Source organism: Streptomyces sp. NPDC027185, assembly GCF_055567035.1.
This window is the reverse complement of sequence record NZ_JBVHRF010000011.1, coordinates 176,265-190,819: the sequence shown is the minus strand read 5'-3', so window position 1 is coordinate 190,819 and position 14,555 is coordinate 176,265. Positions and strand designations below refer to the sequence as shown.

The following is a 14,555-nucleotide window of genomic DNA, read 5'->3' as shown; positions in this document are numbered from 1 at the left end:
GTACTGCAGAGGGGACTCTGTGGGAGAGTAGGACGCCGCCGAACAATTTTTAGCTCCGGTCTCCGGTAGCCAGTGATGGTTGCCGGGGACCGGAGAATTTTTGCGTTCAGGCTACGAGTGGCCGTGTGCGCGTAACGCCTCGTTCACCTCGCGTCGCCAGGATCCGCGGCATGGGGACAGTGGAGACGCTCAAGTCGGCCGGGGTGCGCGCTGGAGACGAGGTCGTGGTGCCGGCGTACGGCAACGCCGAAGTGGCCGAGGCGGTGGTGGAGTTGGGCGCGCTGCCCGTCTTCGCCGATGTCGACGGTCAGAGTTACTGCCTCGATCCCACCGCCGTCGCCGACGTGGTGACGCCTCGTACCTCCGCCGTCGTCGCCATACACCGCTTCGGGCGGCGGGCCGACGACGGCTGGATCCGGGAACTCGGGCGGCGGCACGGACTGTTGGTGCTGGTCGTGGACGAACCGGGGGCGGCTTCCGAAGGAGCCGAGCGGCGACGGTCGCACGCCGCGTACCTCGACGGGCGGCTGAAAGGCGTGGAGACACCGGCGCCGGCCGCGGGGCACACCTACGAGCAGTACGTGGTGCGGGTGCCCGGCAACGGCCGCCCGGACCGGGACGCCTTCGCGCGGGCGCTGCGGGCCAAGGGCGTCGCCTGCCGGATTCCCGTACAGGCGCCCGTGTACCGCATGCCGGGGTTGCGGCGGGATGTGTTTCTGCCGCAGACCGAGCGGGCCGTGGACGAGACGCTGGCGTTGCCGCTGCGGGCGGGAATGGGGCGGCGGGAACTGCACCGGATGGTGGGGGCCTGCAATGCGCTCGGGGGATTGCTGCAGCCCGCGTTGTGACGGGGCGCCGGGCGGATGCCGGACGGTGGTGCGTGATTCGGAGCTTCGGCACAGGTCATGTATGATCTATTCCGCTGGCTCGCCCCAATAGCTCAGTCGGCAGAGCGTCTCCATGGTAAGGAGAAGGTCTACGGTTCGATTCCGTATTGGGGCTCAGAAGAAAAGGCCCCCGCCATATCGGCGGGGGCCTTTTTGCGTGCGGTGAGAGGGTGGTCTCTTTCCCGCCCGGGGCCGGGCGGGAAAGAGATGACAGGCGGTTCTACGGTTGCGTGGGGGGAATTCCCGGGACGCGCATCGCGAGGATCGCCATGTCGTCCGAGGCGGGCTCCGCCGCGAAGCGTTCCACGGCGCGCAGCACCCGTGCGGCGACGGCGCCCGCGGTCAGACCCGTACACGTCGTCAGGACATCGGTGAGGCCGTCGTCGCCGAGCATGCGCGTGCCCTCGCGGCGCTCGGTGACGCCGTCGGTGACGCAGAGCAGGACATCGCCCGGGTCGAGGGTGACGGTCTGCTCGTACAGTTCGAGGTCGTCCATGACGCCGAGGAGGGGCTGGGGCTCGGCGGCCGGTTCGACGGTGCCGTCCTGGCGGAGGCGGAGCGGGAGAGGGTGGCCGGCGCAGACCACCTTCAGCAGGGCGCTGCCGTCCTCCTGCGGCCACAGTTCGCCGTAGAGGAGGGTGAGGAAGCGGCTGCGGGCGCCCTCGTCGAGGATCGCGGCGTTGAGTCGCTCCAGGACGGCGGGGCCGCCGAAGCCCTCACGGGCGAGGAGGCGCAGGGCGTGCCGGGCCAGGCCCGTGACGGCGGCCGCCTCCGGGCCGGTGCCGCAGACGTCGCCGATGGCGAAGCCGTACGCGCCGTCGCGGATGGGGAAGAGGTCGTAGAAGTCGCCGCCGACCTCGTTGCCCTCACCGGCCGCGCGGTAGATGACCTCCACCTCGACGCCGGGGACGTCCGGCAGCTCCGGCGGGAGGAGGCTGCGCTGGAGGGACTGGCTGATGGCGGTGCGCTCGGAGTACAGGCGGGCGTTGTCGAGGGCGAGGGCCGCACGGCGGGAGAGGTCCTCGGCCAGCTCCAGGATCTCCTGGCGGAAGTGCTCCTCGGTGGGCTTGCCCAGGGTGAGCATGCCGATGACGCGGTTACGGGCCACCAGCGGCAGGACGACGGTCTCGCCGCCGACCGCCGAGGCGGTGGCGAGGGAGGCGCCGGGGCCGGTGGAGGGCCGCGCGGAGTCGCCGAGGCCCAGGCTGCGCAGGGAGGTGCGCAGCGCGGCGTCGTGGGCGGCGTCGGTGGGGGCGGTCCACACCCGCGCGCCCGGGGTGGGCACCGGCTCCGGCGGATCGACCTTCAGCAGCAGGGTCTTGAGGCCGTCGATGCGGTCCTCGTCCTCGTGCAGCACGTACGACAGCTCGGGCTCGGACGCCTGGTCGGCGACGGTGTAGACGGCGCACCAGGTGGCGAGGGTGGGGACCGTCATCTGGGCCATCAGCGCCAGCGTCTGGTCCCGGTCGAGGGTGCCGGCGAGCAGGTCGGACGCCTCGACGAGGAAGGAGAGGGAGCCGCGGCGGAGCTTCTCCAGCTCGGTCAGGCGAGCCCGTTCGACGGCGAGGGCGATGCGGTCGGCGGCGAACTGCAGGCGCAGCGCCTCTTCGTTGGTGTAGCGGCCGGCGCTCTCCGCGGCGACGCCGAGCGAGCCGGTCAGGCGGCCCTCGACCTTCAGCGGGACGGTGACGACGGACCGCATGCCCGTGCCGTTGAGGAGGGGGACGGCGCCGGGGACGGCGGTGAGGTCCTCGTGGACCGACGGCATCCGGGCGGAGCCGTAGCGGCCCGAGCCGGTCTCGACGGGGACGCGGGCGAAGCGCTGGCGGGCGGAGGGCAGGCCGGTGGAGGCGCGGACCTCCAGCTCCGTCTCGTCGTCGGTGGCGAGCAGCAGGTAGGCGGCGTCGCCGTCGAGCATGTCGCGGGCCCGTTCGACGGTGCGCTGGAGCAGTCCGTCGAGGTCGTCGGGGGCGGGGGAGCCGATGAAGACCTCGAACGGGTCGGACGGGCGGCCGTCGGCGCGGGAGGTCTGGGAGGCGGCGTCCGGGGCGGGGGTGCGCGTCGGGCTCTGGAGGACGGCGCGTTCGTGGTCGCGCACGAGGAGGCAGACCGTGGACGCCTCACCGTCGGCGTCGCGGACCCGCAGGTGGGAGGCGTAGACGGGCAGGACGCGGCCGTCGGCTCCGCGGACACCGTAGGAGCCCTCCCAGCGGGAGAGGCGCAGGGCCTCGGCGATGCCGGTGCCGGTGCCGGGGGTGTGCGGCCAGGCGGCGATGTCGGTGAGGGGTTTGCCGATGACCTGGTCGGCGTCGTAGCCGAAGAGGCCGCGGGCGTCGTCGTTCCAGGCGCTGACGCAGCCGCCGCGGTCGATCTGGACGACGGCGACGCGGACGCGGTGGTCGGCGACCGGCAGTGCGTCGACGGGGAGGGCGGGGCCGGCGGAGCGGGTGCCCGCCGGGCGCTCGGGCAGGTCGAGGCGGAACCAGACGTACTTGCGGTCGGGCGAGTACTCGACGCCCCAGCGGGCGGCGAGCGCGCCGCACAGCAGCAGACCGCGGCCGCCCTCGCGGTCGGGGTGGACCAGGACGCGGCCGGTGTTCTGGAGCGGGATCTCGCGCTCCGGGTAGCGGTCGGCGACGGAGATGCGGACGCCGCTGTCCTCGCGCAGGCACAGGACGTCGGCGGCGGTTCCGGCGTGCACGACGGCGTTGGTGACCAGTTCACTGGTAAGGACGACGGCGTCGTCGACGATGTCGCCGTAGCCCCAGCCCTGGAGGGTGTCGCGGACGAACGCGCGGGCCTGGGCGACCGAGCGCCCGACCGGCTCGAAGGTGGCGGCGGCCCGCGCGGTGATCACTGGTCTCCTCGTGCGTGTGTCGGTGATCTGGTCCCCCATACCTGCGGCGCCCCTCCGATTACCTGTCGTGCGTGTACCACCGCCTCGGGCGGGAAGCCGTGCGGGTGGACAGCCCTGTGCCAGGTTACTTACCTTCGCCGCGGCTGCGGATGCCGGTCACGGGTGATTCCGCCCCGATCGTGCCCAGGGACGGTATGCGATGCTGCCGAACTGTTATGGCCTGGTTGGGCCATGGTGAAACACTGGGCAGGCATCAGGAGAAAGCCCGGGAACGGTCGACCCTTGCGGGAGGGACACGGTGGAGTCTGGCGCAGCGGCGCGGGGCGCAAGCACGCGCGCGAAAGGCGGACGAGCCCGGAGCGGCGGGACGACCGAGGTGGACACGGCGGCCTTGAACCGGCTGCTGGTCGCACTGGCGGCCATGCGGGACGGCAACTTCCGCAAGCGGCTCACGGTCTCCGGCGACGGGATCATGGCGGAGCTCGCGGCGGTGTTCAACGAGGCCGCGGACCGCAATCTGCATCTGACGGGCGAGCTGGCGCGGGTGCGCCGGGTCGTGGGACGTGAGGGAAAGCTCACGGAGCGCCTGGAGGTCGGCGCCTGCGAGGGCTCCTGGGCCGCGGCGATCGACGCGTCCAACGCGCTCGTCGACGATCTCGTACGGCCCGTCTCCGAGGTGGGGCGGGTGCTGTCGGCGGTGTCCGAGGGCGATCTGGAACAGCGGATGGATCTGCGGTCGCGCAGCTCCGACAGTTCCTCGGAGCATCCGCTGCGCGGGGAGTTCCTGAAGGTCGGGCGGACGGTCAACGGTCTGGTCGATCAGCTGTCGGCGTTCACCGACGAGGTCACGCGGGTGGCCAGCGAGGTCGGTACGGAGGGCAAGCTCGGCGGGCAGGCGCGGGTGCGCGGCATGTCGGGTTCGTGGAAGGACCTCACGGAGTCCGTCAACACGATGGCGGCGCGGCTGACCGCGCAGGTGCGGGACATCGCTCTCGTCACCACGGCGGTGGCCAAGGGTGATCTCTCGCGGAAGGTCACCGTCCACGTCGAGGGCGAGATGCTGGAGCTGAAGAACACCGTCAACACGATGGTGGACCAGCTCTCGTCGTTCGCCTCCGAGGTGACGCGGGTGGCCCGCGAGGTCGGCACCGAGGGCGAGCTGGGCGGTCAGGCGCGGGTGCCGGGCGTCGCCGGGGTGTGGAAGGACCTCACCGACTCCGTCAACCTGATGGCGGGCAACCTCACGGCGCAGGTGCGCGGGATCGCGCAGGTCACGACCGCCGTCGCCAACGGTGATCTGTCGCAGCGGGTGACGGTCAGCGCGCGCGGCGAGGTGGCGCAGCTCGCCGACACGATGAACACCATGACCGAGACGCTGCGGACCTTCGCGGACGAAGTGACGCGGGTGGCGAACGAGGTCGGGGCCGAGGGACAGCTCGGCGGTCAGGCGCAGGTGCCGGGCGCGGCGGGTACCTGGAAGGACCTGACGGACTCGGTGAACACCGCGTTCCGTAACCTCACCGCGCAGGTGCGGGACATCGCGCAGGTGACGACGGCGGTGGCCAACGGTGATCTGTCGCAGACCGTCACGGTCGATGTCGCCGGTGAGATGCTGGAGTTGAAGAACACCGTCAACACGATGGTGGGTCAGCTCTCCGCGTTCGGCGCGGAGGTCACGCGGGTGGCGCGGGAGATCGGCGTCGAGGGTGAGCTGGGCGGCCAGGCGGCGGTGCCGGGCGCGGCCGGTACGTGGAAGGACCTCACCGACTCGGTGAACACGGCCTTCCGTAACCTCACCGGTCAGGTCCGCAACATCGCGCAGGTGACGACCGCCGTCGCCAACGGTGATCTCTCGCAGAAGGTGACCGTCGACGTCTCCGGCGAGATGCTCCAGCTGAAGAACACCGTGAACACCATGGTGGATCAGTTGTCGTCCTTCGCCGACCAGGTCACGCGGATGGCCCGGGACGTCGGCACGGAGGGCCGGCTGGGCGGTCAGGCGCGGGTGGACGGCGTCAGCGGCACCTGGAAGGAGCTGACCGACTCCGTCAACTTCATGGCGGGGAACCTCACCTCGCAGGTGCGGCAGATCGCCCAGGTGACGACGGCGGTGGCCCGTGGTGACCTGTCGCAGAAGATCGACGTGGACGCGCGCGGCGAGATCCTGGAGCTGAAGAACACCATCAACACGATGGTCGATCAGCTCTCCGCCTTCGCCGAGCAGGTCACCCGCGTCGCCCGGGAGGTCGGTACCGACGGGCGGCTGGGCGGCCAGGCGCAGGTGCCGGGCGTCGCCGGGGTGTGGCGGGACCTGACGGACTCGGTGAACGGCATGGCCGGGAACCTCACCGCGCAGGTCCGCAACATCGCGCAGGTCGCGACGGCGGTGGCGCGCGGTGATCTGTCGCAGAAGATCGACGCGGATGCCCGGGGCGAGATCCTGGAGCTGAAGAACACGCTGAACACGATGGTGGACCAGCTGTCGTCGTTCGCGGAGCAGGTGACCCGGGTGGCCCGGGAGGTCGGCACCGAGGGCATCCTCGGCGGCCAGGCGGAGGTGCAGGGCGTCAGCGGTACGTGGAAGGACCTCACCCAGTCCGTCAACGGCATGGCGAACAACCTCACCTCGCAGGTGCGCAACATCGCCGAGGTGACGACGGCGGTGGCCGACGGCGATCTGTCGAAGAAGATCACCGTCGACGCCAAGGGCGAGATCCTCGAACTGGTCACCACCGTCAACACGATGGTCGATCAGCTCTCGTCCTTCGCGGAGCAGGTCACGCGGGTGGCCCGCGAGGTGGGCACCGAGGGCCAGCTCGGCGGTCAGGCGCGGGTGCCGGGCGCCACCGGCATCTGGCTCGACCTGACCGACAACGTCAACCTGATGGCCAACAACCTGACGATCCAGGTGCGGAACATCTCGCAGGTATCGGCGGCGGTCGCCAACGGTGACCTGACGAAGAAAGTCACCGTCGAGGCGCGCGGTGAGGTCGCGCAGCTCGCCGACACCGTGAACACCATGGTCACCACGCTCTCGTCGTTCGCCGACGAGGTGACGCGGGTGGCGCGTGAGGTGGGCACCGACGGCATCCTGGGCGGCCAGGCGCGCGTGCCCGGCGTCGCGGGGACCTGGAAGGACCTCACGGAGTCGGTGAACTCCATGGCCAACAACCTCACCGGCCAGGTCCGCAACATCGCGATGGTCACCACCGCCATCGCCAAGGGTGATCTGACCAAGAAGATCGACATCGACGCGCGGGGCGAGATCCTGGCGCTGAAGACCACCATCAACACCATGGTCGACCAGCTGTCGTCCTTCGCCGAGCAGGTCACCAGGGTGGCCCGTGAGGTGGGTACGGAGGGCCAGCTGGGCGGTCAGGCGCAGGTACGGGGCGTGGCCGGCACCTGGAAGGACCTGACCGAATCGGTGAACGAGATGGCGGGCAACCTCACCCGTCAGGTGCGGGCCATCGCCGCGGTCGCCGCGGCGGTCACCCTCGGCGACCACAACGTCCGGATCGACGTCGACGCGGCCGGGGAGATCCTGGAGCTCCAGGACAACGTCAACACCATGATCTCCACGCTCCGTGAGACCACGCTCGCCAACGAGGAGCAGGACTGGCTCAAGGGCAACCTCGCCCGGATCTCCGGTCTGATGCAGGGCAGGCGGGACCTGAAGGACGTCGCCACGCTGATCATGAGCGAGCTGTCGCCCGCGGTCTCCGCCCAGCACGGCGCGTTCTTCCTCGCCACCCGCCCCGACGAGCGGGAGCTGGGCGCGGACGGCGGCGAGGCCGGCGCGTACGAACTGCGGCTGATGGGCTCGTACGGCTACGCGATGGGCGCGATGCCCACGACGTTCAAGCCGGGCGAGACGCTCATCGGGACGGCCGCCGAGGAGGGCCGCACGATCCTGGTGGAGAACGTGCCCTCCGGCTACCTGAAGATCGCGTCGGGGCTGGGGGAGGCGCCGCCGGCCAATGTGATCGTGCTGCCGGTGCTCTTCGAGGACAAGGTGCTCGGCGTGATCGAGCTGGCGTCGTTCCAGCCGTTCACCCAGATCCAGAAGGACTTCCTCAGCCAGATCGCCGAAATGATCGCGACGAGCGTCAACACCATTTCGGTCAACACCAAGACCGAGGTGCTGCTGAAGCAGTCGCAGGAGCTGACCGAGCAGCTGAAGGAGCGTTCCGCCGAGCTGGAGAGCCGGCAGAAGGCGCTGGAGCTGTCCAACTCCGAGCTGGAGGAGAAGGCCGAGCAACTGCGGGCGCAGAACCGCGACATCGAGGTGAAGAACACCGAGATCGAGGAGGCGCGGCAGGTCCTTGAGGAGCGCGCCGAGCAGCTCGCGGTCTCGATGCGCTACAAGTCGGAGTTCCTGGCGAACATGTCGCACGAGCTGCGGACGCCGCTCAACTCCCTGCTGATCCTCGCCAAGTTGCTGGCCGACAACGCCGAGGGGAACCTCTCCCCGAAGCAGGTGGAGTTCGCCGAGACGATCCACGGTGCGGGCAGCGATCTGCTCCAGCTGATCAACGACATCCTCGATCTGTCGAAGGTCGAGGCGGGCAAGATGGACGTCTCGCCGACGCGGATCGCGCTGGTCCAGCTCGTCGACTACGTCGAGGCGACGTTCCGGCCGCTGACCGCGGAGAAGGGCCTGGAGTTCGCCGTCCGGGTCTCGCCGGATCTGCCGTCCACCCTCCACACCGACGAGCAGCGGCTGCTCCAGGTGCTGCGCAACCTCCTGTCGAACGCGGTGAAGTTCACCGACAGCGGCAATGTCGAGCTGGTCATCCGGCCGGCCGGGGCGGACGTCCCGGTGGCCATCCGCGAGCAGCTCCTGGAGCACGGGTCGCTGCGGGACCCGGACGCCGAAATGATCGCCTTCTCGGTCACCGACACCGGTATCGGCATCGCGTCCAGCAAGATGCGGGTGATCTTCGAGGCGTTCAAGCAGGCGGACGGCACGACCAGCCGGAAGTACGGCGGTACGGGCCTGGGCCTGTCGATCAGCCGGGAGATCGCGCGGCTGCTGGGCGGCGAGATCCACGCCGCGAGCGAACCGGGCCGCGGCTCGACCTTCACGCTGTACCTGCCGCAGAACCCGGGCGGCCTCCCGCCGCAGGGCTACCCGGCGCTGGTGGCCGGCGGCCTGGCGATGGACGCCGAGGCGCGCGAGACCGAGGTCGGGCGGCAGGCGGCCGAGGAGGCGGCGCGGGAGGCCGAGGAGCAGGCGTCGGCCTCCGCGCTCGCCCGGCGCCGCCGGCGCGGGCTGACCGGTGGCGCACGCCGGGCGGAGCTGCCCGCTGCGCCGCGGTCCGAGGGCGCGGCGCCCGAGCGTCCGGCGCCGCCGCGGCAGGCCACGGAGCCCTGGCTCGGCAACGGCCAGGATCTGGTGGAGCCGGCCGCGAGCGGCGGTTTCCACGGCGAGAAGGTACTGATCGTCGACGACGACATCCGGAACGTCTTCGCGCTGACCAGCGTCCTGGAGCAGCACGGCCTGTCGGTGCTGTACGCGGAGAACGGCCGGGAGGGCATCGAGGTGCTGGAGCAGCACGACGACGTCGTCCTGGTGCTGATGGACATCATGATGCCGGAGATGGACGGCTACGCGACGACGGCGGCGATCCGCAGGATGCCGCAGTTCGCGGGGTTGCCGATCATCGCGCTGACCGCCAAGGCGATGAAGGGTGACCGGGAGAAGAGCATCGAGTCCGGAGCCTCGGACTACGTCACCAAGCCGGTGGACACCGATCATCTGTTGTCGGTCATGGAGCAGTGGATGCGCACCGGGTGACGGTGCGTCCAGTATGGAAGCGGAAGAGGATCACCGGGTGCTGAGCACGGTGGCCGCGGACGTGGCGCGACGCGTGGCGGGGGAACCTTCCGGCCCCCTCCCGCGTTTGCCGCTACGTACACGGTGACATCGCGGTGACAGGGTGTGGCGACGAGCGGGGTGCAGCTACGATGACCGGCACAAGGACGGGCGGCATGACGGAGTCGCCCCTTGGGGCGGCGTCCGGTTCTTCCCCAAGTCCTTCGGACAGGGGAGGCCCCATGCCGGGGCGAGGAGGTCGGGCCATGGTGCAGAAGGCCAAGATCCTCCTGGTCGATGACCGGCCGGAGAATCTGCTGGCGCTGGAGGCGATCCTCTCCGCGCTCGATCAGACGCTGGTGCGGGCATCGTCCGGGGAGGAAGCGCTCAAGGCGCTGCTCACGGATGATTTCGCGGTGATCCTGCTCGATGTGCAGATGCCGGGGATGGACGGTTTCGAGACGGCGGCGCACATCAAGCGCCGTGAGCGCACCCGTGACATCCCGATCATCTTCCTGACCGCGATCAACCACGGTCCGCACCACACGTTCCGGGGATATGCCGCGGGCGCGGTGGACTACATCTCCAAACCGTTCGACCCCTGGGTGCTGCGCGCGAAGGTCTCGGTCTTCGTCGAGCTGTACATGAAGAACTGCCAACTGCGGGAGCAGGCGTCGCTCTTGCGGCTCCAGCTGGAGGGCGGCCGCGTCGACGAGACGAAGGAGGCGGCCGGACTGCTCGCGGAGCTGTCGGCGCGGCTCGCCGCGGTCGAGGAGCAGGCGGAGGCGCTCTCCAAGCAGCTGGACGAGTCGGCGGACGCGGCGGCGGTGGCGACCGCCGCCCATCTGGAGCGGAAGCTGACCGGACTGCGGCGGGCGCTGGACGCGCTGGAGCCCGGCGCGGGCGGCGCCGCGGGGTGACGGCCGTACCGCCCGGCGGCTGACGGGCCTTCACACGCGCTGCGGACCGGCGGACCTGACATTCCGGTACGACACGTTCGGGTGAAGCGCCGTGCGCTCGTGTCAGCTCCGGCGGCGCCTGTAATCTCGTCGCCATGGCCTCACGTACGTCCGGCAAGGGAACCCAGCGCACGGCGGGCCCCTCGAAACAGCGCGCCGGAGCGTCCGGGGGCGCCGCCAAGAAGACCGCGGCGAAGAAGGCGCCCGCCCGTAAGCCGCCGGCGAAGAAGACCGCCGCCGCGAAGAAGGCGCCGCCCCGGAAGGCACCGGCCAGGAGGGCTCCGGCGAAGAAGGCGCCGCCGAAGCCGGCGCCGTCCCCGACCGGCGGCGTCGTCCGCCTCGTACGGGGCTGCGGCCGGGCGTGCGGTGTGGTCTTCCGCGGGATGGGCCGCGGCGCGAAGAACCTCGACCCGGCGCACCGCAAGGACGGCCTCGGGTTCCTGCTGCTGGGCCTGGCGCTGGTCGTCGCGGCCGGTACCTGGTCCAACCTCAGCGGTCCGGTCGGCTACTTCGTCGAACTGCTGGTGACCGGCGCGTTCGGCCGTCTCGATCTGGTGGTGCCGGTCCTGCTGGGCGGTATCGCCTGGCGGCTCATCCGCCATCCGGAGCGGCCCGAGGCCAACGGCCGGATCGTGATCGGGCTCTCCGCGCTGGTCCTCGGCGTCCTCGGGCAGGTCGCGATCGCCTGCGGCTCGCCGGGCCGCGACGACGCCGCGGGGGTCCGGGACGCCGGAGGCTACGCCGGCTGGGCCGCCTCCAAGCCGTTGATCTTCACCCTCGGACCGGCGCTGGCGGTGGCGCTGCTGGTGCTGCTGACCGTCTTCGGCCTGCTGGTCGTCACGGCCACCCCGGTCAACGCCGTCCCGCAGCGGCTGCGCGCGCTCGGCGCCCGGCTCGGCGTGGTGGACACCGGGCCGGAGGCGGAGTGGACGGAGTGGGCGGACGACGAGGAGGAGTGGGAGGAGCGCCCGGCGCGCCGCCCGCGCCGGGCGCTCGCCGCGGAGGCCGGCGATCCGGACGCGCTGGAGGCGGAGGCGCTGGCCGAGCGGCGCCGCCCCCGCAAGGAGCCCGCGCCGCCCGCCGTGGCGCGGCCGAAGGACGCGGTGGACGTCGCGGCGGAGGCCGCGGCGGCGCTGGACGGCGCGGTGCTGCACGGCGTCCAGCCCTCGCCGCTCGTCGCCGGGCTCAGCAGCAGCATCTCCGGCGAGCGCCGGGACCGCGGCGAGGGGGCCACCCCGTCCGGTGCGGTCCCTCCGGCGCGCGCGGCGCAGCCGGAGGCGGCCGGTCCGCCGTCGGTGCCGGACTTCACCAAGACGCCGCAGGAACCGGAGGGCGGGCTTCCGGCCCGCGCCGAGCAGCTTCAGCTGGCGGGCGACATCACGTACGCGCTGCCCTCGCTGGACCTGCTCTCCCGGGGCGGGCCGGGCAAGACCCGCAGCGCCGCCAACGACGCGATAGTGGCCGCGCTGACCAACGTCTTCCAGGAGTTCAAGGTCGACGCGGCGGTCACCGGCTTCACCCGCGGTCCGACGGTCACCCGCTACGAGGTCGAGCTGGGCCCGGCCGTCAAGGTCGAGAAGATCACGGCGCTGGCGAAGAACATCGCGTACGCGGTGGCCAGCCCGGACGTGCGGATCATCAGCCCGATCCCCGGTAAGTCCGCGGTGGGCATCGAGATCCCCAACACCGACCGCGAGATGGTCAACCTCGGCGATGTGCTGCGGCTGGCCGACGCGGCGGGCGACGAGCATCCGATGCTGGTGGCGCTCGGCAAGGACGTGGAGGGCGGCTACGTCATGGCCAACATGGCGAAGATGCCGCACATCCTCGTCGCCGGTGCCACCGGTTCCGGTAAGTCCTCCTGCATCAACTGTCTGATCACGTCGGTGATGGTGCGGGCCACCCCGGAGGACGTACGGATGGTGCTGGTCGACCCCAAGCGCGTCGAGCTGACCGCGTACGAGGGCATTCCGCACCTGATCACGCCGATCATCACCAACCCGAAGCGGGCCGCCGAGGCGCTCCAGTGGGTCGTGCGCGAGATGGATCTGCGCTACGACGACCTCGCGGCGTACGGCTACCGCCACATCGACGACTTCAACGAGGCGGTCCGGGCGGGCAAGGTCACACCGCCCGAGGGCAGCGAGCGGGAGCTGGCGCCGTACCCGTATCTGCTGGTCATCGTGGATGAGCTGGCGGACCTGATGATGGTCGCGCCGCGGGACGTCGAGGACGCGATCGTGCGGATCACGCAGCTGGCGCGGGCGGCCGGTATCCATCTGGTGCTCGCCACGCAGCGGCCGTCCGTCGATGTCGTCACCGGTCTGATCAAGGCGAACGTCCCTTCCCGGCTGGCCTTCGCGACGTCCTCGCTCGCCGACAGCCGGGTCATCCTCGACCAGCCGGGCGCCGAGAAGCTGATCGGCAAGGGCGACGGTCTCTTCCTGCCGATGGGTGCCAACAAGCCGGTCCGGATGCAGGGCGCGTTCGTCACCGAGGCCGAGGTGGCCGCGGTGGTGCAGCACTGCAAGGATCAGATGGCGCCGGTCTTCCGCGACGACGTGACCGTCGGCGGCAAGCAGAAGAAGGAGATCGACGAGGACATCGGCGACGACCTCGATCTGCTGTGCCAGGCCGCGGAGCTGGTGGTCTCGACGCAGTTCGGCTCCACCTCCATGCTCCAGCGCAAGCTGCGGGTCGGTTTCGCCAAGGCGGGCCGGCTGATGGACCTGATGGAATCCCGCAACATCGTCGGGCCGAGCGAGGGATCCAAGGCCCGTGACGTCCTGGTGAAGCCGGACGAGCTGGACGGAGTGCTCGGAGTGATCCGCGGGGAGGCTTCCGGGTAGAAATACCCGAGGGATTCACCCGTACGAGTCATGCGTGCGGGCGCCAAAGCAACCGTTTCTCCTGCCGATACGTCAAGTTGAGGGAGGTGAGGGAACGATGCTTCACCAGCGGAGCCGGCGGCGTCGCCACCGGCGTACCGATGGCGTACGGACTCCGTCCGCCCGCTTGCCCGTCCCTTTCGGTCCACCCCTAGACTGAACGTCCAGCAGGTGGCTACACGCTCGAAAGGCGCCCCCGTGTCCATCGGCAACTCCCCAACTGACGACCGGCCTTCCGTCGGTCGAGCCATCCAGCAGGCCCGTATCGCGGCGCGGCTGACCGTCGAAGAGGTCAGCGCGTCGACACGGGTGCGTATCCCCCTTGTCCACGCGATCGAGCAGGACGACTTCTCACGCTGCGGCGGCGACGTCTACGCCCGGGGCCATCTGCGGACGCTCGCCCGCGCCGTCCACCTCGACCCCGGTCCGCTGATCGAGCAGTTCGACGCCGAGCACGGTGGCCGGCCCGAGCCGACGCCCGCCGCGCCGCTCTTCGAGGCGGAGCGGATCCGGCCCGAGCGGCGCCGCCCCAACTGGACGGCCGCGATGGTCGCCGCGATCGTCGCGGTGGTCGGCTTCGTCGGCTTCACGCTGTTCAGCGGCGGCGGCCAGGGCGGTGGCATCCCCGTCGCCGGGGGCGAGACCAACCCCGACAAGCCCTCCCCGCACCCCCGCACCACCCCCGCCGAGCACCGGCCGGACCCGGAGCCCTCCGACAGTGCCATCGCCGGGCTGCCCAAGGACAAGGTGACGATCAAGGTCATCGGCCGCGACGGACAGAGCTGGATCTCCGCGAAGGACGCCAACGGCAAGCTCCTGGAGGACGGCCTGCTGCGGCAGGGCGAGTCCAAGACCTTCACCGACAAGGAACGCATCGACCTCGTCCTCGGCAACGCCGGAGCCGTGCAGCTGTACGTCAACGGCAAAGAGGTCAAGGAGGTCGGCGACAAGGGCTCCGTGGAGCGGCTGAGCTACACCCCGGGCGACCCGCAGGCCGGCTGAACAGCAGCAGTCACCTCCGCCGCCGTGGGGGGGGGGGGGACGAAGGAAAAAAAGGAGTGGAAGCTGGGGTAGGGGGGGGGACGTGAGGGAGGAGGAGGCGACCCACAACACAATAACAAACCTCCACCCATGTTCCTCTTTTCT

The 14,555-nt window shown here is 70.8% G+C and carries 6 protein-coding genes and 1 tRNA gene; 6 read left to right on the top strand and 1 reads right to left on the bottom strand.

Annotated elements, in window-relative coordinates; genetic code table 11:
* Positions 1–170 precede the first annotated feature (170 nt).
* A complete protein-coding gene (locus ACZ4M8_RS28990; protein ID WP_467612672.1) occupies positions 171–848 on the top strand; it encodes a DegT/DnrJ/EryC1/StrS family aminotransferase in 678 nt (225 codons plus the stop codon).
* 81 nt (positions 849–929) lie between these two features.
* Positions 930–1,002 (top strand) — tRNA-Thr (locus ACZ4M8_RS28985).
* A gap of 105 nt (positions 1,003–1,107) precedes the next feature.
* Here ACZ4M8_RS28985 and ACZ4M8_RS28980 read toward each other — a convergent pair.
* Positions 1,108–3,783 (bottom strand): SpoIIE family protein phosphatase, encoded by a 2,676-nt coding sequence (locus ACZ4M8_RS28980; RefSeq protein ID WP_467612669.1) that lies wholly within the window; start codon positions 3,781–3,783, stop codon positions 1,108–1,110.
* Positions 3,784–4,042: 259 nt separating this feature from the next.
* Between ACZ4M8_RS28980 and ACZ4M8_RS28975 the strand changes: the two genes are divergently transcribed.
* The 4 genes from ACZ4M8_RS28975 to ACZ4M8_RS28960 all read left to right on the top strand — a co-directional run bounded on the left by ACZ4M8_RS28975 (position 4,043) and on the right by ACZ4M8_RS28960 (position 14,411).
* Positions 4,043–9,544, top strand: a complete 5,502-nt coding sequence (locus ACZ4M8_RS28975; RefSeq protein ID WP_467612666.1) for a HAMP domain-containing protein — start codon at positions 4,043–4,045, stop codon at positions 9,542–9,544.
* A gap of 284 nt (positions 9,545–9,828) precedes the next feature.
* A complete protein-coding gene (locus ACZ4M8_RS28970) occupies positions 9,829–10,482 on the top strand; it encodes a response regulator (protein ID WP_467612663.1) in 654 nt (217 codons plus the stop codon).
* A 134-nt stretch (positions 10,483–10,616) separates the two neighbouring features.
* Complete coding sequence (locus ACZ4M8_RS28965) at positions 10,617–13,370, top strand: DNA translocase FtsK (protein WP_467612661.1); 2,754 nt, start codon at positions 10,617–10,619, stop codon at positions 13,368–13,370.
* Positions 13,371–13,607: 237 nt separating this feature from the next.
* Positions 13,608–14,411 carry a helix-turn-helix domain-containing protein gene (locus ACZ4M8_RS28960; RefSeq protein WP_467612658.1) on the top strand — a complete coding sequence of 268 codons (804 nt, stop codon included), beginning with the start codon at positions 13,608–13,610 and terminating at the stop codon, positions 14,409–14,411.
* The last annotated feature ends 144 nt before the right edge of the window (positions 14,412–14,555 follow it).